Annotated in this window: 18 protein-coding genes and 2 CRISPR repeat arrays; of the genes, 3 read left to right on the top strand and 15 right to left on the bottom strand. The window is 54.6% G+C overall.

The genetic code is table 11. The features are described 5' to 3' along the window. Positions 1–2 precede the first annotated feature (2 nt). The 3 genes from cas8c to cas3 are packed head-to-tail and all read right to left on the bottom strand — an operon-like array spanning position 3 to position 5,092. Positions 3–1,904: a type I-C CRISPR-associated protein Cas8c/Csd1 gene (cas8c, locus tag SK3146_RS23900; protein WP_249861116.1), complete on the bottom strand. Its 1,902-nt coding sequence runs from the start codon at positions 1,902–1,904 to the stop codon at positions 3–5. Positions 1,905–1,908: 4 nt separating this feature from the next. Next, positions 1,909–2,625 (bottom strand): type I-C CRISPR-associated protein Cas5c, encoded by a 717-nt coding sequence (gene cas5c / locus SK3146_RS23895; RefSeq protein ID WP_249861115.1) that lies wholly within the window; start codon positions 2,623–2,625, stop codon positions 1,909–1,911. Between the two features lie 37 nt (positions 2,626–2,662). Continuing rightward, positions 2,663–5,092: a CRISPR-associated helicase Cas3' gene (cas3, locus tag SK3146_RS23890; RefSeq protein WP_249861114.1), complete on the bottom strand. Its 2,430-nt coding sequence runs from the start codon at positions 5,090–5,092 to the stop codon at positions 2,663–2,665. 431 nt (positions 5,093–5,523) lie between these two features. After that, positions 5,524–6,361: a CRISPR direct-repeat array (repeat unit 33 nt; unit sequence ATTTCAATCCACACACCCCGTGTGGGGTGCGAC). A gap of 275 nt (positions 6,362–6,636) precedes the next feature. Here cas3 and SK3146_RS23885 point away from each other — a divergent pair. Together SK3146_RS23885 and SK3146_RS23880 are read left to right on the top strand one after the other, a co-directional pair. Then, positions 6,637–7,338 carry a phytanoyl-CoA dioxygenase family protein gene (locus SK3146_RS23885; protein WP_249861113.1) on the top strand — a complete coding sequence of 234 codons (702 nt, stop codon included), beginning with the start codon at positions 6,637–6,639 and terminating at the stop codon, positions 7,336–7,338. A gap of 216 nt (positions 7,339–7,554) precedes the next feature. Next, a complete protein-coding gene (locus tag SK3146_RS23880; protein WP_249861112.1) occupies positions 7,555–8,400 on the top strand; it encodes an AraC family transcriptional regulator in 846 nt (281 codons plus the stop codon). Between the two features lie 228 nt (positions 8,401–8,628). Here the strand turns inward: SK3146_RS23880 and SK3146_RS23875 are convergent, their stop codons facing one another. The 8 genes from SK3146_RS23875 to SK3146_RS23840 all read right to left on the bottom strand — a co-directional run bounded on the left by SK3146_RS23875 (position 8,629) and on the right by SK3146_RS23840 (position 17,155). Next, positions 8,629–8,901, bottom strand: coding sequence for a hypothetical protein (locus SK3146_RS23875; RefSeq protein ID WP_249861111.1), 273 nt, complete (start codon positions 8,899–8,901; stop codon positions 8,629–8,631). Positions 8,902–8,910: 9 nt separating this feature from the next. After that, a CRISPR array of direct repeats spans positions 8,911–9,408; the repeat unit is 32 nt; unit sequence ATTTCAATCCACGCACCCGAGCGGGGTGCGAC. Between the two features lie 316 nt (positions 9,409–9,724). Beyond that, positions 9,725–10,999: an alpha-L-fucosidase gene (locus SK3146_RS23870; RefSeq protein ID WP_249861110.1), complete on the bottom strand. Its 1,275-nt coding sequence runs from the start codon at positions 10,997–10,999 to the stop codon at positions 9,725–9,727. A 36-nt stretch (positions 11,000–11,035) separates the two neighbouring features. Further along, on the bottom strand, positions 11,036–11,989 hold the full coding sequence (locus SK3146_RS23865) for an ROK family protein (protein ID WP_249861109.1): 954 nt from the start codon (positions 11,987–11,989) through the stop codon (positions 11,036–11,038). Positions 11,990–12,015: 26 nt separating this feature from the next. Beyond that, entirely contained in the window at positions 12,016–12,708 is a 693-nt protein-coding gene (locus tag SK3146_RS23860) for a copper homeostasis protein CutC (protein ID WP_249861108.1), read from the bottom strand. Beyond that, entirely contained in the window at positions 12,705–14,207 is a 1,503-nt protein-coding gene (locus SK3146_RS23855) for a M17 family metallopeptidase (protein ID WP_249866415.1), read from the bottom strand. The genes SK3146_RS23860 and SK3146_RS23855 overlap by 4 nt, the downstream gene beginning before the upstream one ends. Positions 14,208–14,235: 28 nt before the next feature. Beyond that, entirely contained in the window at positions 14,236–15,228 is a 993-nt protein-coding gene (locus tag SK3146_RS23850; RefSeq protein ID WP_283942780.1) for an ABC transporter ATP-binding protein, read from the bottom strand. After that, a complete protein-coding gene (locus tag SK3146_RS23845; protein WP_249861107.1) occupies positions 15,225–16,229 on the bottom strand; it encodes an ABC transporter ATP-binding protein in 1,005 nt (334 codons plus the stop codon). The genes SK3146_RS23850 and SK3146_RS23845 overlap by 4 nt, the downstream gene beginning before the upstream one ends. 14 nt (positions 16,230–16,243) lie before the next feature. After that, positions 16,244–17,155 carry an ABC transporter permease gene (locus SK3146_RS23840; protein WP_249866413.1) on the bottom strand — a complete coding sequence of 304 codons (912 nt, stop codon included), beginning with the start codon at positions 17,153–17,155 and terminating at the stop codon, positions 16,244–16,246. Between the two features lie 409 nt (positions 17,156–17,564). Between SK3146_RS23840 and SK3146_RS23835 the strand changes: the two genes are divergently transcribed. Next, complete coding sequence (locus SK3146_RS23835) at positions 17,565–18,809, top strand: IS110 family RNA-guided transposase (RefSeq protein WP_249860219.1); 1,245 nt, start codon at positions 17,565–17,567, stop codon at positions 18,807–18,809. Between the two features lie 168 nt (positions 18,810–18,977). Here SK3146_RS23835 and SK3146_RS23830 read toward each other — a convergent pair whose 3' ends face one another. The 4 genes from SK3146_RS23830 to SK3146_RS23815 form a co-directional block, all read right to left on the bottom strand. Beyond that, positions 18,978–19,904 carry an ABC transporter permease subunit gene (locus tag SK3146_RS23830; protein ID WP_249861106.1) on the bottom strand — a complete coding sequence of 309 codons (927 nt, stop codon included), beginning with the start codon at positions 19,902–19,904 and terminating at the stop codon, positions 18,978–18,980. 98 nt (positions 19,905–20,002) lie between these two features. Beyond that, positions 20,003–21,601, bottom strand: a complete 1,599-nt coding sequence (locus SK3146_RS23825) for a glutathione ABC transporter substrate-binding protein (RefSeq protein WP_249861105.1) — start codon at positions 21,599–21,601, stop codon at positions 20,003–20,005. A gap of 184 nt (positions 21,602–21,785) precedes the next feature. Further along, positions 21,786–22,790, bottom strand: a complete 1,005-nt coding sequence (locus tag SK3146_RS23820; RefSeq protein WP_249861104.1) for an asparaginase — start codon at positions 22,788–22,790, stop codon at positions 21,786–21,788. A gap of 107 nt (positions 22,791–22,897) precedes the next feature. Beyond that, a complete protein-coding gene (locus tag SK3146_RS23815) occupies positions 22,898–24,055 on the bottom strand; it encodes an ROK family transcriptional regulator (RefSeq protein WP_249861103.1) in 1,158 nt (385 codons plus the stop codon). Between the last annotated feature and the right edge of the window lie 381 nt (positions 24,056–24,436).

Here is a 24,436-nt window from a genome sequence, read left to right as displayed (position 1 = left end):
GCTTATCTCTCCTCATGATCGGATGCTTCCGCCGCATCCTCCGTTTTATTTTTCTTCCAAAGCTCATGCCGTTGGCTGTAAAAGCCCAGTAAATATTTTCCCGTTAACGCTTTATTGTTAAAGTCTTCCGTCGTAAACATGGATGCAATCTCGTCGATCAGTTTGGATAAATAAATACCCTTGGTGCCCAGCCGCGCCTGATAAGGCTGTAAGCTCTTCTGGATCGTCATCCAGGTTCTCTCGGGATGCATCGAGAAGGAATTCATATAGCGAATCGCATTGCTGGAGCGCGTCTCCTCCCCCAACGCCCGTCGTTCCAATACATCCGCAACAGCCAACAAACGGCCGAATAAATAACTGCGATCATTATTTTCCGTATCTAACGCCACCTCGAACCCCTCCTTTTCCATCTGTTTGTTGATTAGAGCACAAGCAATGCTGAGCGTTTTCTCCCACTCCCATTTATCCATCGATACAGGATTGGATGCCCGGTGAAATACGCTGGTCACAATATCTCTGGGAATGGGACTCCCATCCACAATGCAGGGCAGCATGCGTTCCATCAAGCCCTTGACGAGCTTGTCGCCCGCTCTCGGCCCATAGGCGGCAAAAGCAATATCCTTCGTCGCAGGAGCTCCTAAAAATCTGACATATTCGCCCTTGTCATCCTTGCGATAGCTATGCAGCCATATGCAGGTGGAATGCCACTGAGCGAGCCGATCCAAGTAAAGTTCATTGTTCATATTGCGGTAGTACAACACGGCCATGCGCCCCGTCGTTGCGGAGTCAAGCACCAGAATATTCACATCGGACTTGGACGACAAGTCATGCTTGTAGCCAGCCAGTGCCTTGGCAAATTCTCTTGCAACATCCTGTCTCGTCTTCGACTTCTGAATAGCCTCCTTTAATGGACCAAGATCAAAGGAAAACGGATCTTCCAACGGATCGGGAAAATCCAGAGCCTCGTTACCCCATATCAGAAAAACCCGCTGATCGATAACCTTGCCTTGACGGTTAATCAGCCATTTCAATGCATTATGCGCTTTCTGCGATACGTCATAGCTGATGCTCGCCGCTTGATGACTATGCTGGAATCGGCCCCGGAACGTAAATCCGCTCGTATCATTGGCCGAGATGAGCTTCGCTTTGTCCGCTGCGTTGCGAATTTTATTCGCATGCCTGTCCGTACTCGGCGATGTTTCTCCCGTCACATAGCATAAATCTTCGTCGCCAAGCAGCCCTTGGTAATGGCGTACGAATGAATCGTACATCTCCTGATCCTTCCATACCTTGGACAAGCTGCGATGCGGCGAATATACATTAAACCGGACGAAGGCGCTGTCCTGACTGCCGCTGATCGCAGAGAAAATCAAAGGCCTTTCCTTGTAAAGCGTTTCGTACTTTTTGTCCCATTTCTCGACTAAACGGTTATCGGAGTCAATACACAGAATGTTCTCTTTCTCTATCAAGTCTTTAATGAGCTGTCTTTTGCTCAAGTAAAGATAAATCGCCTTTACCTTCGCATGAGCATAGGGCGAATTCGCCCAATCCCCCAGCTGTTTAATGTAGGCCGCGAACGGCTCCTCTTTGTCCCCGCCATACGCCGTGAAGTCTCCTGCTACGTAGCTTAGTTTGTCATGCAGCGGATACGGCGCTACCTTGGAACCCGCTCTGCTAGCCGATTCCTCTGTGCATGGAATTAACGTACTCATCTCATTCTTGTCAAGCACTCTCGCCGAGTGAAACTCCCCGTCTTCGGTAATATCCACTTCAATATGGGCATTCTGCGTCGTATGAGAGATCGGCAGCAGGGTAAACTCGCGATCATTATGCTTGACCTCGACGACACCGACCACGCCCAGATTCGACTCGTAAGTCTTATATAAATTGAGCAGCCAGCTCATAGCGTCACCCCTCTTCCCACTCGGCAAACAGTTCATCTACCGATTCGACATTCGATGCGTCGAAGTGCTTCGGCTTCATATTCGCCGCAACGGCACGAACCTTGGTGCATTCCTCGGGCCTTATAAACCGGATGATGCCGTTGCTCATCACAGGACTCCACAATCGGATCTCCATCCGGTCTTTGCCGGTTTCATCCGGATAGTTAATACCGTGAATCATCGTACCCATATGGATGTCACCGCCGTAATCGTCGTAGAAGCTCTTGCCCTCGCCGAAATTGCACGGCTCCACATATGCTTGACATTCCCGGGCCCCAAGGAAAATATCTCTTCTCCCTCCTGCCCGAAGAGCGCGCTTCAATATGTTATGATGCTTATGTTCGTTGCGGTCATAAGCCATATCGGGACGGTTCAGATTGAATTCAAAATGGGCCCGCACCTGATAACGAACATCCTTCAAATATGTGTAATTAGCCAATGTATTCCCGCCTCCGTAATCCATAGGACGAATGCCTTTGGACTCCATACGGATCGCGTTCATCACCCGAACCTCGTCGACGACCATGAGCAATGTCGGTTTCCAGTAGATGGATTCCAAAATCCCCTTCATTGCCTGGTACGTCGGGACCTGATAAGTGAGCTTTTCCCCACCTAATCTTGTTAACGGATCGGTGAAAAGAGCATAATCTCCGAAAACCTCAAACTCTATGGAGTTTCTCACAGGGTTCACCTCCTTTCGAAACCGCAATATTCTGACATTAATAGATGCTCAAATCAAACCTGCTATCATTATCCAGATCCAGGCCGAACTCATCGTTATAGGCTCCCTCTCTAAGCACCAGCACCTTACCGTCGAGACAGCTCTCCAAACCGTTGTTATGATCCAGCTGCCGCAGCTCGTGCTCGTACAGATTAATAGTGAACTGCTGCGCACTCCGCAGCAAGCGTGTAATGTCCGCCATCCTGCTCTCCCCGTTTAATTCAGCAATGATCGACTTGCCTTTGTCGCCGTGTGGAACGAGAACGGATGTCGTTCGGTCGTCAATCACCCGGAAATGCTCGGCCGCTGAGTAGTAGCTGTTAGCCAGAACCAACGGAAGCCGCGCCCCGTGCTTGCTGCAATAATCCTGAAAGAACGTATTATCCAGTTTATTGGCTGTCAGCAGTTGAATCATGTCCATTCCTAACGACGGTACGCGATAACTCAACTTTGATTGAAATTCCGTATACAGATCGTTGAAGTATCGTTCCATCGCCTGCGCCGACAGCAGATGGCCGCCATGAAAGGCAGGATCACGCCTAAGATCAAGAAGAAGCTTTTTCGAAATGTGCCTGCCCGCTTTAATCTCCGGCAATCGGCTCAAATTCTCCTCGGTATGGTCAATCACATAGACATGCCGCAGCTCATGCTCCCCATGCCGATTGCATCTGCCGGCTGCCTGGGCAATAGAATCCAGTCCGGCCAAAGAGCGTATGACGCATTCGAAGCTAACGTCGACGCCCGCTTCGATCAGCTGCGTGCTGACACAGATGATTTTATCCCGGTTGCGCAAATGCTCTCGCACTTTTTCTAAAATCTCGTTCCGGTGCGCCGCGCACATGGAGGTGCTTAAGTGGTACAAAGGAATATCTCCCGCCGTTATTTTCAATCGGTCGTAGAGCTTCCTCACCACCGATTTCGTATTCAAGATGACTAGTACGCTTCGGACGTCTTCCAGCCGGTCTGCAATAAATTCGGCAAGCCGTTCGTTATCGAATGGTTCCATCGTCGCTTGATCTACGATCTCTACCCTCTTAAACGCCTCTATCACCTGATCGAGATTGTCAATCATCTCCGCTTCCGTGTGGATGTCCAGCTTATGCTTCACATACTCCAAGGTCGGCTGCGTTGCGGTACATAGCACAAGGCTGGAGCGGCCATATGCTTTCAAGAAATTGAGCGCCTGGTTGAACAACGAAACGCAGGGCACAGGAACCTTCTGCACCTCGTCAAAAATAATAACGGCATTGCATAGATTGTGGAGCCTGCGGATATTCCGGCTTCCTTTGGCATAGAACGTATTTAAAAATTGCACCATCGTCGTAAAAATCACAGGAGAGTCCCAATTGTCCTTGGCCAGTCTCCATTTTTGCTGCGTAGTCATCATACCGTCTTGAGCCTCGTCGCTATCGTCCGCATCGTCAACCACATTGGAATGATGCTCCAATATATGCTCATCGTCCCTAAGGATTCGTCGCACTTCCGCTGCGTTTTGTTCGATGATCGTCGTATAGGGGACGACGTAGATGATGCGCTTCTGCCCATAGATTTTGGCATGATTCAGGGCATATCTTAAACTGGCCAATGTTTTGCCGCCGCCGGTCGGAATGGATAAGGTATAAATACCGGGCGGTCTTAAGGCAAACCGATCGCATTGCTCCGACATCTCGCGTCTTAACCGATGAATGGGAGAATCCGCATTGTTCTGCTCCTCGAAGGACCGAATTTTATCCATCAGCCGATCATAGTAGCGCGCAAATAAATGTTCCGAATCACATTCCGGCTCTTCCGGCTTATTCTCTTCAAACACTCTCGTATTCGTACGGTCGGCATCGATTAATGCACTGAAAATAAATTTAGTCAGAAACATCAGCTTATGTTCATGGCTGACAGAGGGCTCTTTCTCCAAATAGGCTTCCAATTCAGCCGCCGCGCAGTTCACATAATCCTGAAACTCCTCTTCGCTCATGACCTGATCGAAAAATCTCTGCTCAGCCTGTTCATATTCATCCAATGATTTATCCCGAACCCGCTGCAGATAGTCTGATTCCAGCTCCTGATTCAAGAAGTCTTGCAGATATGAATGATGAGAGATAATAGCGTTGCCTACAACCTCGGCCAGAACGGCCTTGTTTATATCGATCGGACCAGTATGTAAGCGCTTGAATAATAGTTTGCCGCCTGCCGTTGAATGATCGACGCTTCCCCTCTTGGGCGGAGCATCCGGATGGTTCACTGCCTCCGTAATGTAATTCAGGAAGGCCTCCGTCAATTTCCCCATATCATGGAGCAAGCCTGATAAACCGGCTATATGGGCAACGCCGAGCTTGGCCCCGTACGCTTCCGCCAGTTGTTTAACCTCTAGCAGATGCTCCTTCACCGTCTGACACTGACGATCGCTTTCCCGAATATGGGCAATGTATCGCATCTCGCACCTCCTTGTTGCCGGATCGATGTCCAGGATACCTAGGATAAATGATGCACGAATAGTTCCTACTTCCTACTTTTATTATTATATCACATAGTTTTAGGATAAAATACAGTAGTTTACAATTTTCCCTATTTTTCAACAGTAGTATAAAAGGCTTAGGAGAACGTTATACCGCCTTCGGTAGACAGGCTATGAGGATCTATTGGGAGTTAGTGCAATTTGTTCGTATGGTAGGAGAGGATGGCAGAAAGCGATTCTGGTCAGGGGAAAATATAGAAGGGCTACTGCAGTGGAGTGTGGTACGTTCGTACTTGTGCGGGGGGCGACTTTTATCGCAGCCGTCATCGTAGAAGATCATACCATTTCAATCCATGCACCCATGCGGGGTGCGACGCCGGTAAGACCATTTGACCCCAACCCCACAACATATTTCAATCCACACACCCCGTGTGGGGTGCGACGACATCCCATGCCCGGCAGGCGCTGCATACGGGCGTGATTTCAATCCACACACCCCGTGTGGGGTGCGACCGGACGCGGTAAGCAAAGCTATCGCCCGCTCGGATTTCAATCCACACACCCCGTGTGGGGTGCGACGTTCGCTTCCGCGCATCAGCGACTACATCGTTTAATTTCAATCCACACACCCCGTGTGGGGTGCGACATTTACGTAAAAGGATACATGACTCCAACGGATATTTCAATCCACACACCCCGTGTGGGGTGCGACAGGTACTGCCGCTGTGGGATGGTCCCGGTACGGTATTTCAATCCACACACCCCGTGTGGGGTGCGACGCTGTCTCAGCTTCTCTGCTTCCCATTTCGCATGCTATTTCAATCCACACACCCCGTGTGGGGTGCGACCGAAGCATCTTTGATCTGTCCAGCTAGCATGTGATTTCAATCCACACACCCCGTGTGGGGTGCGACCTGTACTAACCCTACTTTGTCCTCAGGAAGCCTCAATTTCAATCCACACACCCCGTGTGGGGTGCGACTTCCGATTCAACGTCGACGCAATCCTCAGAGGAATTTCAATCCACACACCCCGTGTGGGGTGCGACTGACGGGACTGCTGCAGGCGGTACCATATGATGGAATTTCAATCCACACACCCCGTGTGGGGTGCGACCGGCTGCGCCATTACGTACAAAAAGCCAGATACGATTTCAATCCACACACCCCGTGTGGGGTGCGACACTGCGCCTCTAAGCTGCTGTCTTTCCTTAAGATTTCAATCCACACACCCCGTGTGGGGTGCGACACCGATTTTCAAAGGAAAACAACCCCAAAAATCGTCTTTTTGATTTAATAATACGCCTATTCTCCCAAATAAGCCATAAGATTACAAATACTTTTACGATGTCGCTGACAACATTAGACTTCTATTTAGGTGCGAATCCCCCGGGAAATTCATGTGCGCTTCACATTCGCACTAAGATCAGATTTGTCCAGATCGCTTATCATATTACTCCATGGTGGAATCGTAAACCCGGGTGCTACAATACAACCAATCGATTTCTTGAAGGAGTGATTCAGATGAGAATATTGACGGCGGAAGAAAAAAAGCATTATGATGAGCTGGGTTATGTGGTGGTTTCGGATTTTTTCTCAGTGAATGAGTTAAGCGAGATCAACAAGGAGCTGGACGGATGTGAAGCGCCAGTTCAATCAACGGGAGAGCACGAAGGATTTACGTACCAGCTCGCCATGCTGACCGATAAGACCAAGGCATTCGCTTATGACGAGCGGATTTTGACCCTGATCGAGGATATTGTGAAGCCCGGTATCTCCATCTTTTCCTCAAAGCTATTGACCAAGCTGCCTCACAGTCCTTCCATTTGCCACTGGCATCAGGATGACGCATATTACACGGAAGTGGTGAACAGCGATACCCGGATGTCGATATGGGTGCCGCTGCAGGATACCGACGAGAAGAACGGCTGTTTATGGATCGTTCCCGAAAGCCACAAGCAAGGCTTGCTGCCATACACCGTGAAAAATAACGGCACTTGCCGGAAAGCTTTGGTCGAGGAGCAGGTTGACTTGTCGAAAGCGGAACCGGTGCCGATGAAGGCAGGCTCTATCCTGCTGTTTAACGCCCTCACATGGCACTCTTCCAAAGGCAACGAAACGGATCAGGTTAGACGGGCCTTTATCGTTTCGTATCAGGAGGCGACGGTGCCTGTCGGCCGGGGAAAACAGCACATTATTTTGCGGCCGGCGATCCAGGAAGCCTGATCTGATAAAAAGAGATGCGCAAGCAAGCGGACCCATTCTATTGAAGCATTAGCGCTAACGCGCTCGCCCTAACCCCCTGCTTCTCCAATCCGCTTGCGGGTTTCCATTCAGGAAAATCGGGGACAACAGTGAGCGGAAGGCGTCTCCGCTTGCTTGGCCTACTTTTTTCGCCGCGCTCAAACAGACATGTTCCTTTTGGCAAGGAGAGACGATGCATTGATCAACGCGACCCAACTGGCCGATCATCTCCATAAATCCGTGTTCTCGGTCGCTTTTGCCGGAAATACGATACTTCCTGCGGGCACGCGCCAAGCGCCGTACGTTCATAATATTCATTCCATTCACTATATCGTAAGAGGCGCAGGCTATTACGTAATGAACAACGTCAAGTATGCGCTGGTACCCGGAGCCGTTATGGTATTCGTTCCCGAAACGACGTTCGAATGGACGATCTCGGATTCGGAGGACGTTGAAATCTACCATATCCGGTTCGACTACCAAATGTGCTACAAAGAAAAGCAGGAATGGCTGACTCGTTCATCAGGCACTTGGCTCGCGCCGTTGCGCGGCATGATTACGACCGTGCGGCCGGCCGAAGTGCGCAGGTGCTTCGATAAGGTATTCCGGCTGTGGAAAGCTTACGATCCCATCTCGCAATACCGCTGTAACTTGGCATTTCGGGAGCTGTGGCTCTCCCTGATCGACAACATGTACGATGCGCAGTACAGCAGCGACGCGGATTCGGCGATTCAGTTCACGTTCCGGTACATCGCCGACCATTTCCAGTCTCCGTTAACCGTGGAGCAGCTCGCCAAGTCAGCCGGACTCAGCACGGGCTACTACTCCCGGCAGTTCAAACGGCTTACGGGCTTCGCCCCGAAGGACTATATCATTCGCCTGCGGGTGACCAAAGCGAAGGAGCTGCTGGAGAGCTCCGGGCTCGCTTTGACGGAAATCTCCAAGCTGGTCGGCTATGAGGACGAATTTTATTTCAGCCGTATCTTTAAACGTATCGCCGGTATGACGCCATCGTCCTATGCGAAGCTTTCACGCAAGCTGTAGATGCGCTTCCACGCTGTTTCACGCACGCGGTCAAACCTGCAACAGGCTTCGAAGAGTGCTAAAGAATAGGGAGCACGAGGCGGCATCGCCCGATGGGCCATAAATGAGAAATAAAGGATCTTCCATAGTCAGCGCAGCAATTACGCAACAAAGCACAGAGCGGTTTGCCGGTCTGTGCTTTGTGTATTTTCAAACATAACGCCCGTCTCAACATTCCTTAAGCTGATCTTATCGAAGATTGGCCCGACGAACCGTACGCCAATCGCGCAGCCGCTCCATAACCGCTTGCAGGTTCCTTGCCGACAGTTGGAGCTGCAGCAAATCTTCTTGCTTGGACCGCCATACCGCTTGCTGCCGATCGATTTCCTTATGGACGACGGAACGGCAAGCTTCCAACTGTCCGTCCAATGCATCCTGCAGCTTATTCAAGAATGAGGCCGTTTGCTGCGGGGAAAGATCGCGGTTCAGCACTTCGGCGATCTGATCCCACAGCTCGCTCATACTATTGCGTTTTCAATCCACACACCCGCGCGGGGTGCGACGCTCCGCTTGTGTTTTCCACTCAGTTAAATCGAATTTCAATCCACGCACCCGAGCGGGGTGCGACTACCCCAAAAAATCATGAGGGAGCGGTCGATATATTTCAATCCACGCACCCGAGCGGGGTGCGACCTTGGAACGCTGCTCAGTTTATGCGGATTCCGATCCAATTTCAATCCACGCACCCGAGCGGGGTGCGACGCGAGCTGGGAAGCTTTCGGTCGGGGTTCACATGTATTTCAATCCACGCACCCGAGCGGGGTGCGACGGCCAGACATGCTGCAAAACTTATCCGACTTGATATTTCAATCCACGCACCCGAGCGGGGTGCGACAATGTAGCGGTCAAGATCGTCCCGAATGCTGGGATATTTCAATCCACGCACCCGAGCGGGGTGCGACGCCTTGGCCACCATCCAACCTGGATAGCCTAAAGCATTTCAATCCACGCACCCGAGCGGGGTGCGACTCCGATTTCCAAGGTGTATTAGCCCTAAAAAACGTTTATATCGTTTAATAATACACCCTATCTACCAAATAAGCCACAAGATATAGGGGCATCGGTATGAGCCGACGGCATCATTCGATTTCGCCTAGGTGCGAATCCCTCTGGAAATTCGTGTTCGCTTCACATTCGCACCACAGTATGGACCAACATCCATGCCAGAGTATAAGCATTCTTTATCAAATTACAATTAATGGGAGCACCCTTCAAAAAACCAGTAAAAGACACGAAGCAAACGCTCCGTGTCTCCATACAATTTTCCTACGATACTCAGCCAATCTCACTTCAAATGAAGCTCGATCACCGTGTCACGCTCATCCGGCAGCTTGGCGCCGGCCAGCGTAATGAACGCGCCGCTGTCGATGTCCGAGTATTCCTCGGCCATCCACGGCGTCTCCACCTTCAGCTCGGTTCCGTCCTGAAGCAGCCTCGCCTTGGCGATCTTGCCCTTCAAGCCTTCGAAATAGATCGGTCCGATCCCCCGGTCGTATACATGGGCGTACAGCTTATTGTCGTTCTGCGTGTAGCGCCCCCACTCCGGCTTCGGCCGGTCGGCCGCGCCGCAGCCGTAAATGCTGCCGCCGTTCAAGCGCAGCCATTCGCCGACTTCCTGCAGCACGTCCAGCGTTTCGCGGCCGATTTCTCCCTTCGCGTCCGGGGCGACGTTCAGCAGCAGATTGCCGTTCTTGCTGACGCATTCGACCAGCGTGCGGATGACCTGCTGGGCCGATTTGTAGTTTTTGTCGGCGGAGTGGTAGCCCCAGTGGTCGTTCAAGGTGATGCAGGCCTCCCATGGCACGGGCTTGCCGTTCACGTCGACGATGCCGCCGGGAGGAATGATTTGCTCCGGAGAGAAGAAATCTCCGGCATACTCCTCCGGCTCGGCCGCGCGAATATTGCCTCCGAGCCGGTTATCGATGATGATGTCCGGCTGGATCGAGCGGATCATGCGGATAAGCTCCGTCGCCTTCCACTTTTCGCCGGTCATATTGTCGTAGGAGAAATCGAACCACATGATGTCGATCTTGCCGTAGTTCGTCAACAGTTCCTTCACTTGTCCGTGCATGTAGGTCAAGTAGCGGTCAAAATCGATCGGCTTATCCTTCGCCGCCTCGTTGTCCCGATCCGGATGAGCCTTGTCTCCGTAGCCGGGATAATCGTCATGATGCCAGTCGATGATGGAATAATACAACCCGACGGCGAGTCCTTCCGCGCGAAAAGCGTCGATATATTCGCGGACGAGGTCGCGCCCGGCCGGCGTATTCGTCGCTTTGAAGTCCGTCAGCTTGCTGTCGAACAGGCAGAAGCCGTCATGATGCTTCGTCGTCAGCACCGCGTACTTCTGCCCGGCGGCCTTGGCCGCTTTGGCCCATTCTCTGGGGTTATAGCGGGATGCGTCGAACTCGTCGAAATAAACTTTGTACTGCTCATAGCTCATCCGCTCGTTGCCCCGAATCCATTCTCCTCGGGCAGGAATCGAGTACAAGCCCCAATGAATGAACATCCCGAACCGGTCTTGCAGAAACCAGCGGGTTCTTTGCTCCCTCGTGCTCATAGATCTAATCCAACCTCCTTCTCCATTCAAAGTCGATTACGATTGATGAAACAACGCCGCTGCGCCGATCAAGCCTACGTCATCCTGCAAGCCGGCGGGGACGATCTCGAACGTGCCCCGGTACGGCTTCATGACCAGCTTATCCGTCTGCTCGCGCAGCGCGGGGAACAGCTGGTCGCCGGCCTTGCTCACGCCGCCGCCGACGACGATCCGGTCGGGATTGAACGTATGGACGGCGTTCGCCAATCCAAGCGCCATATAGTGGACCGCCCGGTCTACCACCTGAACGGCGACTTCATCCGCTTGCTTATACGCTTCGAACACATGCTTCGCGGACACCGGTTCGCCGTAGGCGGCGGCCAATTCCGCAATCGCAGACGATTTGCTCTGCATGAATGCCAGCGCCGCATCGCGGATAGCCGTTCCGGAAGCGAATACCTCCCAGCAGCCCCGGTTGCCGCAGCTGCAGGCGGGTCCGTCCGGCTGGATGATGTTATGTCCTAGCTCTCCGGCAAAGGAAGTAGAACCGAGCAGCAGCTTGCCGTCCAGTACGATACCGGCTCCGATCCCGGTGCTGAACGTCACGTACACCATATTCTCCGAGCCTTTACCCGCTCCCCGGACATATTCGCCCCAAGCCGCCGCATTCGCGTCGTTCACGACCTGCACGTCCACGCCGAGCGCTTCTCCCATCCACTTCTTCAAAGGAACCTGCTCCCATTCCGGGAGATTCGTGCCGTGCAGCACGATGCCGTCCTTGCTGTTCACCGCTCCCGGCGAGGCCAGCCCGACGCCGGATAACGGAAGTCCGCGCGCGACGGAACGGATCATTTCGATCATCCGCTGCACGACTTCCTTCGCCGTACGCGCGTTGGCGGTTTCCATCCGCTCGCGGCCCAAGATCTCTCCCTTCGAATTGAAAAGAGCGGCGGCGATCTTCGTTCCGCCCAGATCGATGCCTACTACGTATTGTTCTGTGTTATGCAACATGACTCACCTTTTTTCAAAATCTATGATCAGCCGAATCTAAGAAGGCTGTCGGATAAGGCCCGCAGCCGCACGGGATCGATCGGCGCCAAGCCCGATCGGCCGATGCGAACCGCGGAGCCGAAATGAACTTCGGGTACTCCGGTTTGTTCAATGAAAGCTTCGACGACCTCGGGAGTGAGCCCGTTGCCCGCCAGGATGCGCAGCGTCGTCCCTTCCGCCGCTTCGACGAGCCTGCGAATCGCAGGCGCCGCCTCGGGAGCCGGGCGAAGCCCGCCCGACGTCAGCACGCGGGTAACGGAAGGATAGCGAAGCAGCGTCCGCAGCCCTGCGAGCTGATCCTCCAGCTCGTCGAAAGCCCGGTGGAACGTCACCTGCAGCCCTTCCGCCCACGGAAGCATCGCTTCCAGCGCCCGCTCGTCGATCCGCCCTTCCGGCGTCAAAGCGCCGACGACAATGCCGGCCGCTCCCGCGGAAGCGATCGCCTGAATCTCGGCGATCATCGTCTCCAGGTCATACCGGTCGTATATAAAGGAGCGGCTGTGCGGCCTGACCATCACATGAACCGGAATGCGAACCGCCTGAACGACTTGACGGACCAATCCGATGCCCGGCGTCAAGCCGCCTTCCGTAATAGCCGTAATTAACTCCAGACGATCCGCGCCGCCGGCCTCCGCCTTCAGCGCATCGTCCATACAAGTGGCGATCACTTCCAATTTCATTGCGAATCCTCCCGTTCTCCCCGCTGATGCTCCCGGGCATACTGAACCGCGTAATCCGCCAGCAGTCTAGCCCCGTATCCTGTAGCTCCCGCTTCGGCATAGCTCATATCCTGCTTGTACTGCACCGTCCCCGCCATATCGATATGAACCCAGCCCATCGATTCGGCGACGAAGCGGCGAATGAACAGCGCCGCGACAATCGCGCCCGCAAGCGTCGACGTGCCTACGTTGCGCAGATCGGCGTAATGGCTCTTCAGCTCCGACTCGTATTCGTCCATCAGCGGCATCGGCCAGAGCCGCTCTCCGTTGCGCTCGCCGATCTCGACCAGACGGCGCGTCATCCCCGAGTCGCCCCAGATGCCCGCGATGCCGAGCCCGAGGGCGTCTCCCACATTGCCGGTCAATGTGGCAATGTCGATCGCCTGCGCCGCGCCGAGCTTGGCAGCGTGAATCAAGGCGTCCGCCAGCACGAGCCGCCCTTCGCCGTCCGTATTCGCCACTTGAACGGTCAATCCGTTCGGGTAGCGAATGACGGTCGACGGCAGCGCAGCGCGGGCGTCCGGCACATTGTCCGCAACCGCGATCAATGCGGTGACGCTGGTTTCCGCGCGCTGCCGGACGAGAATGTCCAGCGCGCCGATGACTGCCGCCGCCCCGCCCATATCCATCCGGGCGTCGCTAATGTCACGCCCCGTCTTGGCGTTCATGCCGCCCATGTCGAAGGTGACCGCCTTGCCGACCAGCGCCAGCATCGGCGCCTTGGCGTCGGCGCTCCCTTCGTAGCGCAGCTCGATCAGCGCCGGAGCGTGCTCGCTCCCGGCGCCGACCGTCAGCAAGCCGTTCATGCCGCGGTCCGCCAATTCCTGCCCGCGGTACACGCGGATACCGACGGGCTTATCCCGGAACAGCTCCAGCGTCCACTCGACGAATGTGTCCGGATTCAGCGTATCCGGCGTCTCGTTCACCCAGTCTCGCGTCAGATTGGCGCCTTCCGCCCGATGACGGGCGGTTCCGATAACCGCCTCCAGCTCGGAGCGCGAAAGTTCGGCCCAATCTTCCGAACGAAGGTTCAAGCTAACGTCGCCGCTGATCCTCGTCGCGTTCCGGTACTTATCGAACCGGTACAGGCCGAGCAGCCAGCCTTCGATCCAAGCCCGCAGCCACTCGGCCGCCTCCGCCGGGCGCTCCCCGCTCGCGCTTGCGCCGTCGGCCGCGCAGCCGCCTCGGCTGCGAACGAGCGTCCCGCCGCTGCGCCCTTCCAGCAGCAGAGCGCGAGCCGCCGTCCCGCCGGCGCGGCGAATCCGCTCCAGCGTCTCCTGCCCGCGCTCTCCCATCCCGAGAGCGAGCGCATCCGTCTCGCCTTCCGCGCGTCCGTACAGCCAAGTAACCGTCCCCGGCCGCTTGCGGGCTTCGCCGAGCGGGTACAAGAACGCTTCTCCCGCGTAGGAAGGATAGAGCAGCACTCCTGCCGATTCAGCCTTATCGATTGTAATATGCATTGCGATCCCTTCTTCGCCGTTAATGGAATTACCTTGCATTTCTCATCATCTCTTCATCGTATAAATGACAAGCGACCTGATGTCCCGGTTCGACCTCGCGGAATACCGGCACGTTTTGCCTGCAAATGTCCATGCAGGAAGGACAGCGGGTATGGAACCGGCAGCCGGACGGCGGATCGACCGGGCTCGGCAAATCGCCCTTCAGAATAATCCGCTCCCTCTTCTGGCTCGGGTCAGGGACCGGCACCGACGAGAGCAGCGCCTGCGTATAAGGGTGAAGCGGCCGCTCGTAGAGCGTATCCTTATCCGCCGTCTCCACCAGCGCGCCCAAGTACATGACGCCGATGCGGTCGCTAATATGCTCCACGACGCTTAAGTCGTGGGAAATGAACAGATACGTCAGGCCGTACTCTTCCTGAAGATCCTGCAGCAGGTTCAACACCTGCGACTGAATCGACACGTCGAGCGCCGATACGGGCTCATCCGCCACGATCAGGCTCGGCCTCACGGACAGAGCTCGGGCAATGCCGATCCGCTGCCGCTGCCCGCCGCTGAACTCATGAGCGTACCGCTCGGCGTGAAAGCTGCTCAAGCCGACCGTCTCGAGCAGCTCATGCGCCAGTTGATCCCGCTCCTTCGTGCTGAGCTTCGTATGAATGATCAGCGGCTCGGCTACGAGCTCCTTCACCTTCATCCGCGGATTTAGCGAAGCGTAAGGGTCCTGGAACACCATCTGCATATCCTTGCGGAGCGGACGCATCTGATGATCGTTAAGGGCGGTAATATTTTGCCCGTTAAACCATACTTCCCCGCCGTTCGGCTTGAGCAGCCGGGTGATCAAGCGCCCTGTCGTCGACTTGCCGCAGCCGGACTCGCCGACGAGGCTGAACGTTTCCCCTTTGCGGATCGCAAAGGTAATGCCGTCGACGGCGCGTAAATATTTGTCGGAGCCAAGCCAGCCTTTTTTGATCGTAAACGATTTCTGCAATCCTTTGACTTCTACCAGCGGCGTCTCCATCATGCGCCTTCTCCTCCTTCCCGCTGATCCGATTCCGTCAGCCAGCAGCGGCTTTTGCGGCCCGTCTCTCCTTGGACAGGCAGAAGCTGCGGCTCCTGCGCGACACAGCGCTCCATCGCATGCGGACAGCGCGGCGCAAATTTACAGCCCGGCGGCATGGCGCTAAGGTCCGGGACGTTCCCCGGAATGGAATCCAGACGGCGCACCTTCTGGCGCAGCTTCGGAACGGAATGAATCAGGCCCTGCGTGTACGGATGCTGCGGCCGTTCGAACAAATCCCGCACCGAGGCCTCTTCTACGACCCGGCCTGCGTACATGACGACAACGCGGTCGCACATTTCGGCCACGACGCCGAGATCATGCGTAATGAGCAGCATCCCCATCTCCTGCTCTTCCTTCAGCCGCTTCATCAGATCGAGAATTTGCGCCTGAATCGTTACGTCGAGCGCCGTCGTCGGCTCGTCGGCAATAAGCAGCTTCGGGCCGCATGCCATCGCCATCGCGATCATGACCCGCTGTCTCATCCCGCCGGAGAGCTGATGCGGATAATCGTCCGCCACTTCCTCGGCCCGAGGAATGCCTACCAGCTTCAGCATATGAACCGCATGCTCGCGCGCCTTCTTGCGGCTGTAGCCGAGATGCAGCATAATCGGCTCTTCGAGCTGCCGGCCGATTCGCAGCACCGGATTGAGCGAGGTCATCGGCTCCTGGAAGATCATCGCCAGCTCGTTGCCGCGAAACCGCCGCATCTCCTTCTCGCTCAGGGCAGTAAGGTCCGTGCCTTCAAACCGCACCGCGCCTGCGGCGATCCGTCCCGGCGTATCCTTCAAGAGGCGCATAATCGACAGGGAGGTCACGCTTTTGCCGCAGCCGGATTCGCCGACAAGTCCCAGCACTTCGCCTTTATTTATATGAAAGTCCACGCCGGACACCGCCATTACGCTTCCGCCGTCGCGTCGGAACTCCGTTTTCAATCCTTGCACTTCAAGCAATGTAGGCGTCACGATTCCGGCCCCCTTTAATTTTTCGTCTTGGGATCAAGCGCGTCGCGCAGGCCGTCCCCAACCAGATTAAAAGCAAGTACAGTCAAAAAGATCGCCGCCCCGGGAATGTACACAATATGCGGAGCAATGCTCAAATAATCGCGCCCCATGCTCAGCATGGCGCCCCAGTCCGGCTCGGTCGGCTTCGCGCCCATACCGAGAAAGCTTAATGAGGATGCGGCCAAGATGGCGCCGCCGATTTTCATCGTCACATTGACGATGACGCTCGGAACCGTCTCCGGAAAAATATGCTTCCATATAATACGCCCGTTTTTGGCTCCCATCGAGCGGGCCGCCTCGACGAACAGCGTTTCTTTGGCCGACAGCGTTACGCTGCGAATGATCCGCGCGAACGACGGGATGCCGAACACCGCGACGGCAATGACCACGTTGGACAATCCCGGTCCCAATATCGCGACGATTCCGATAGCCAGCAGCAGATCGGGGAAAGAGAACAGCACGTCGCTGCTGCGCATAATGAGCCGGTCCAGCCAACCGCCGTAATAGCCACTGAGCAGGCCGAGAATCGTACCGAACACCGCGGCGATGAGCACGGCGCTCAAGCTGACCGACAGCGTTAAGCGGGTGCCGGCAATGAGACGGCTCATAATATCCCGGCCGTATTCATCCGTTCCCGCCCAGTGGGCTCCCGAAGGGGTAGACATGAGCGCGTCGTAATCCGGCTCGTTCGGATCAAACGGCGTCAAGTACGGTCCGAACAATGCGACAATAGCCAGCAGTACGATGAAAATCCCTGCCGCCAGCGATAATCTCTGCTTGCAAAACTTGCTGAAAAACGCCGCCGCACGGCCTTTGGCGCGCTTCGGCTTCAGCGCCTCTGAGGGCTCGGAGGAACCGGCCCCGATGATCGTCGAATTGTTGTTCATCATATCTCCTCCTCGTATAGTATTTCTAGAACCAAGTTTTAAGCCGATTTCCAGTTCCCATGGGAACTGGCCGCAAACTTTTCGATTTCCAGTAAATCGCACCTTGAAAATTGCAAAAGGGACTGGACTTTCCCGCATGCCTCTGGACAATAGATCATAGGGATCTATCGGGGAAATTCTTTCTCCTCCTGTAGCACGTCTACATTTCTAAGTCTGTTTCTCCGGTACGTGTCTGAGCTTCTGACCCGCTGGCCGTTCCCTTCGGCACCCCATGCCTGGCCTAGCAAGCCAGGGCAGCTCATGGACCGAAGCGTGTTCTTATAGGCGAGGGTGATTGATCTGCGCGTGCGCCGGAGGCATCCCGGAGAGTCTATTCCCTGCATCCCTCATCGAAAGGAGGAAATTCCATTTGACGCTTTTTGTCGGTATTGACGTCAGTTCGAAAGAACTGGAAACGTGTTTCATGAACACAGACGGGGATAAGCTCGAGACCCTCACAGTGAAAAACAATCTGGAGGGGGCTGCTCATCTGCGAGATCGCATCGTTGCCTTAGCGGACAAGCACGCGGTCTCCGAGATTCACATTGGGCTTGAATCGACCTCGGTCTACAGCTGGCATCCCGCCATGTACCTGCATAGTGACCCTACACTCCAGGAGCGCCATACCAAGGTCTTTACCATGAATCCAAAGTTGGTCAGCAAGTTCCGAGAAACCTATCCCGACCTGAATAAAACCGACCGGCTTGATGCCTGGGTGATTGCGGACCGTCTGCGCTTCGGGCGGCTGACAACCACCATTGTCATGCAGGAGCAGTATGTTGCGCTCCAGCGTTTAACGCGCATGCGGTTTCACTTGATCCATAACCTGACGCGCGAGAAACAGTACTTCTTGCAAAACCTGTTCTACAAGTGCAATGCCTTCACGACCGAAGTCGAGAGCTCGGTGTTCGGCCATGCCATCCTTGAGATGCTCTCTGAAAAGTACAGTCTGGACGACATCGCGACGATGGATGTCGGCGATCTGGCCGACTACTTGCGGGACAAGGGGCGCAATCGCTTCCCGGATCCCGAGAACGTCGCGCGCTGCATTCAGAAAGCGGCCAGAGCCTCTTACCGGCTGTCCAAAGTCGTCGAGGATTCCATTGATCTTGTGCTGGGTACATCCATTCAAGCAATCCGGAGCATCCAGGCTCAGCTCAAGGATTTGGACAAGGCGATTGAGCAAATTCTCGAGACGATCCCTGGCTCCCTGTGCCTGCGTTCTGTTCCCGGCATTGATCGCGTCTATGCCGCTGGCATCCTTGCCGAGATCGGTGACATCGAACGCTTTAGCGACCAAGCCGCTGTCGCCAAGTATGCTGGCCTCACCTGGCGCAAGAGCCAGTCTGGCGCCTTTGAAGCCGAAGACACCAAACGGATTAAATCCGGCAACCGATTCCTTCGCTATTACCTCGTTGAAGCTGCCAACTCGGTAAAGAACCGCGATGAAGAATTCGGCGAGTACTACCGGAAGAAATACAAGGAAGTGCCCAAGCACCAACATAAACGCGCCCTCGTCTTAACCGCAAGAAAGCTTGTGCGTCTGGTCGATGTGCTGCTACGCAACGGCCAACTCTATACGCCACGGAAGAAGGTGACGCCTGCGAAGGATTAACGCCTCCTTTGCTAAAGTCCCTGGCATAATTCCCAGTTAAAATCTGGATATTATCTCGATTTTTCGCTGGGTTCAGTTTGAGCTGTCCTTTTTTCGGCACTCCCAGCTGTTACAGCCAAGAAAATTTCCAATTCGACCGATTCGGGGACTTGACATCATACCGCTGGACTAGTTCGACGCATACCGGATTTTCGGATTCAGCACACCGTACAGCATATCGACGATAAGATTAATTAGTATGAATTGCGTGGCAAAGAGCAGCAGCAAAGCCTGAATTACCGTGTAATCCCTGAACGCAATGGAATCGACGAGCAGCCTGCCGAGCCCCGGAATACTGAATACGGTCTCGACCATCACGGAGCCGCCCAGCAAAAATCCGAACTGCAGACCGGCGACGGTGACGACTTGAATGAGCGAATTGCGCAAAGCGTGACGGCCTACGACGACGAATTCTCTGAGTCCCTTCGCGCGGCCGGTCCGGATATAATCCTCCCGCATCGTTTCGAGCATCGAGGATCTGGAGAACCGGGCCAGCATCGACATGATGCCCGCTCCAAGTGTAATCGAAGGAAGCACGTAGGAGCTCCAGGAATCGACCCCGCCGGTCGGGAACCAGCCCAGCTCGACGGAGAATATTTGAATGAACACCAGACCGAGCCAAAAGCCCGGAACCGAAATCCCCGAAATCGCGGTCAGCATCCCGGCATAATCCGGCCACCGGTTACGGTTGACCGCCGAGATCGTACCGATCAGAAGTCCGATAACCAGCGCCCACCCGAGACTCAGAAAAGTAAGGATCACGGTCGGCATAAATCTGCTCTTCAGCATGTCGGACACCGGCAGCCCGGAGCGGAGCGAATCGCCTAAATCGCCGTGCAGCAGCTTGCCCATGTAATGGATATATTGCTGCCACAGCGGCAGGTTCAACCCGAGCTGCTCGCGAATGCCGTTAATTTCCTCCAGCGTGGCGTCCTTGCCCGCTACGAGCCGCGCCGGATCACCTGGAATTAAATGGATGAACATAAAGACCAGCACCGATACGACAAACAGCAGCGGAATGACACCAAGAAGTCTTTGTAGCGCGTATCTCCCCAAGCGAGAGAGCCTCCCTTCATTAAGACAAGTACATGACAGGGGCCGCTCCTGTAGCAATCTTCAGAGACGGCCCCTGCATCTTTTTTATAGAGCGGATGTTACTGCTTCACTTCGGCGCCTCGTACGCTAATGGAGCCGTCCGGGAATACTTTGACGCCGTCCAGGTAAGAGCGCTTGCCGGAAATGACTTGGTCTACGCCCATGAACGCCCACGGAGCGTCTTCCCAAATTTGCTTCTGAATATTGGCATAGATGGAACCGGCTTGCTTCGGATCGATCGCTTTGTTCGCATCGGCGATCCATTTGTCGACGTTATCGTTTTTGTAATACGCCGTGTTCGAGCCGGCAGGAGGGAACATTTCGCTGCTGAACAGGCCTCTCGTCGCGCCGTCCGCATCGCCGGAAGACGGGGACCAGCTGACGTACCACATTTGAATTTTCGCTTCTTGCGGCGTTTTGGCCGAGTTGATTTGCTGCGACAGCGTGCCGCCTTCCATCGATTTCACTTCCAGCTTGATGCCGACCAGCGCCAGCTGCTGCTGAATGAACTGCATCCCTTTCATTGTCTCGGAATCGTTCTCGCCCCAAATTTCGGCCGAGAAGCCGTCAGGATAGCCTGCTTCGGCTAGCAACTTTTTCGCTTTTTCCACATCGTAATCATAGCCGGTTTGCTTGGAGTAATACTGCGTCTTGGAGGACATCGAAGAGTCCAGCTTCGCGCCCAGACCGGATTTAACGACCTTAATATAGGCGTCCTTGTTAATCGCATAATTGATCGCTTGACGAACTTTCACATCGTCGAACGGCTTCTTCATCGTGTTCAACGTCACGTAACGGACGATCGTCGAATCGATCTTGTCAATGACGATATCCTTCTGGCCCTGTACCTCGGACACTTGCTCCGTCGGCATCGGATAAATAAAGTCGGCTTCTCCCGTCTTCAGCATCGCGATCCGCGATCCGTTCTCCGGTACCGGCTTGAACGTTACGCTGTCAACCTTCGGCAAATCCTTTTGCCAGTAATCCGGATTTTTCACGACGACCAGCCGGTCGCCCTGCACCCATTCCTTAAATTTGAAAGGACCTGTGCCTACCGGACTTTTCCCGATGCTATCGCCCTGCTCCTTCAGCGCCTTCGGGCTGACCATCAAGGCCATCGCCATTTTGTTCAGAAACGCGTTGTACGGTTCGCTGAGCGTTATGACCACCGTCTTGGCGTCCGGAGCCGCAACGTCCTTCACTTTGGCAAAGCTTTTGCGCAGCTTCAAGTTGTTTTTCTCGTCACGGATGCGGTCGAGGTTGATTTTCACCGCTTCGGCGTTGAAATCCGTACCGTCGTGGAATTTAATATTCGGCTTAAGCGTAAACGTATAGGTCAGACCGTCCTCGCTAATTTTGTAAGCATCGGCCAGCACGGGCACGACATTCATATTTTCGTCAAAGCCCATCAAGCCTTCATACATCGTTCTTGCGCCGGAAATCGAGTGAGTGTCGCTCGTGTTGTGGGGGTCCAGCGTAATAAAGTTGGCATTGATGGCGATCACGACGTCCTTATTGTTTTTGGAGACCGCCTTGGTATCTTCGCTTTTGCCGGCGCCTGCATTATTTTTACCGGCATCGCCTCCACAGCCCGCAGCTACAACCGCAACGATCAGCAGCAGCATGAGCGCCGACCATGTTCTTCCTTTAACCTTCATTGATTTCACTCCCCAAAAATTTGTTTGTATTAGAATCGCTCCGTGCCCCGGGCGGTTTAAAAGCCGGTGAACCGCAGCCGCCGGAGGAGGCGAAGGCTCCCGTTAAAGGCAGCGCATCCGAATCCTCAGGCCGCTTGTTCCCCGCTTTTACAAACATACGCAGGATTAGGAGGTTATTCTTCGGTTAAGCTTTCAGATCGAACACGGCGCGGCGGAATCCCACTTCCGTGCCCCCGTCGTTGACGATCGTATTCGGCACCAGCTTATACAGCCGGTCGATCGTCTCCTCGTTGCCGTACCCGAGCCGCTCCAAAATCGATGCGATGATGCACGGCCATACCTGCTCGGAGCCGTCGGAAACCTTCAGCGAAATGCCGATCCTTTCTTGTCTCAGCCCGATGCCGTACACCCCTTTCGCCCCGCCTTTGGCCGCCAGATTCGCATCCTTCAGCAGCTCGGAGCAAACGAATCTCGTATCCGCGATCATATCCGGATATTCATTCATGAGCCGGGCTATCCGGCCCGCAGCATCTCGCGTGTCCGCATCCGCGATCAGATCCGGACATGCCAGCTTCAAGAAGGCGTAAGCGATGCGGCTCAATGGAAGCGCAAAGATCGGCAGTCCGCAGCCGTCAACGCCTTGCGGAATCGAAGCTTCGGGAACCTCGGCGATGTAAGCCAGCGTCTGTACGATCTCCTTCTGAACGGGATGCTCCGGGTCGTAATAGGTGTGCTCATCCCAGCCCATATGCTTGCAGAGCGCGATCATCCCCGTATGCTTGCCCGAGCAGTTGTGGAAAATGCGCCGCTTCGCCTCATGGGCCCAATATCGCTGCGCCTTGGCGTCTTCGTTCAGCGGATATGTCGCGCAGCAGTGAAGCGCCTCCTCGTCTATGCCGATCTTGTGCATCATCGATTCCAGCGCGTCGATATGAAACGCTTCTCCGCGATGCGAGGCGGCAAGCAGCGCCGTCTCGCGGCCGGTCAAACCGTACGCTTCGTCAATGCGGCGTTTCATGGCCGGTATCGCCTGGAACGGCTTGGCCGCCGACCGCAAAAACGTCATATGCTCCGGGTCTCCCGCCGAGTACAGCAGCCTGCCCTTCTCATCGACGATCGTAACCGCCCCGTAATGGACATTCTCCAGCACGCCGCCCCGGTATTCTTCAACTAACGGTATAAATCCCATTCTGCTCCCCCCTGAATTCACCTTTGCAATTCGATGCTCCATCCTGCCTCTTAACCGGCTTCATTCATCCGATACCGAAGCCTCGTGCGGCAAGCCGCCGCTACTCGCTACTCCAGCGCGAAAAAGCAGTTTTGCGACATCAGACCCGAGCCGATTACGACGCCCTGCTCATTGAGCTCCGACCGCATAATCGCGAAGGTCCCTCTGAGCGGCTCCCACACGAATCTTGTAAAGCATAGCTCGACCACTTCCTCGTAAATTTCCGGGAATTTGTCCGCCAGCTCGCCGCTTAAAATAACGCTGTCCGGGTTATACATGCAAACGACGTTATTTATCGTAATCGCCATGTACATCAGCGCGCGTTCGACCAAATAGACCGCCCAGCGCTCCCCAGCGCGCCTTGCCTCGAACAATTCCTCAATGGAGCGGACCGGGCGAATCTTGTTTGCCTCCGACAGCAGCGAGTTAATATTGATAAACGTTTGAAGGCAGCCCGCCTTCCCGCAATCGCACATCATCCCGTTCGGGTCGATCGTCGTATGTCCGATTTCGCCGGCGCTGTTCGTTTTCCCCCGATAAATTTCCCCGTCGACGATAAGCGCGGAGCCCACACCGTTGCCGAAGCCGAGCAGAGCGGTACGGTTCGATCCGATGGCGGCGCCTTTCATATGCTCGGCAAGCGCCTTCACCTTCAGCTCGTTGTCGATCGCGACATCGTAACCGGTAATCTCCTTGAGCCGTTCGGCCAGACGAACGTTCTTCCATCCGAGCTGCACGGAGAAGATCACGACTCCCGTATCGTTGTCCACAATCCCCGGCAGTCCGATGCCGATGCCGATCAAGCGGGCGCAGTCGATCTGATTCGATTTCGTCAGACGATCGATCTCGGCGCCGATGCGCTTAAGCGTAACCTCCGCGCTTTCATCCGCAGACCGGGGATAGGTGTCGCCGGCAACGACATTGCCTTGAATATCGACAATGCCGATCTTGATCTGGTGCCGGTCCAGCTCGACGCCGACCGACAGCACCGCGGCATCCACCATCGCCAGCAGCGTCGACTTCCTGCCGAGCCCGGCGGATACTTGCTCCGTTTCCAGTAAATACCCCTCTTCCGTCAGCTCGCCTACAATGCGGCTTACCGTTGTGGGGCTCATCCCGGTCTGCTTGGCGATAGCAGCGCGGGAGATCGGCTGCTGATGCTTGATGATTTCGAAGACCGTCAACCGGTTTTGCCGTTTCATAAAATCCTGATCATGCTTTTTCACTGGCCATCTCCCTTTTATTTTCTTCAGTGAATTAATTAAAGGCATTTATTATCGTTTACCAAGGGAAAAACCGCATTTTATTAAGAAAATATGTTATTTTTCCGGTTATATTCTCCATTGATATTAATAATAAAGGATAACTTCAAGGGATGTCAATATAAATAACACAATTCATTTCAAGAAAATATCCCAAGTAAATGTAAGCGATTTATATGGATTCATTTGGTTGATGAAAGGGTGTTCATAAATTAATATGACACAAACGTGACATAATCGAGCTTGAGGGATGCAAAATCCGCCGTTCGAGCTTCGAACGCCTTCCGGAATGTTAGATTTATGTACATAAAGGTCATCATGATCCTTTTGTCTTTCTTTCTCTTA

The organism is Paenibacillus konkukensis, assembly GCF_023523925.1.
Taxonomy (GTDB): Bacteria; Bacillota; Bacilli; order Paenibacillales; family NBRC-103111; genus Paenibacillus_S; species Paenibacillus_S doosanensis.
This window is presented reverse-complemented; position numbering and strand designations above follow the sequence as displayed.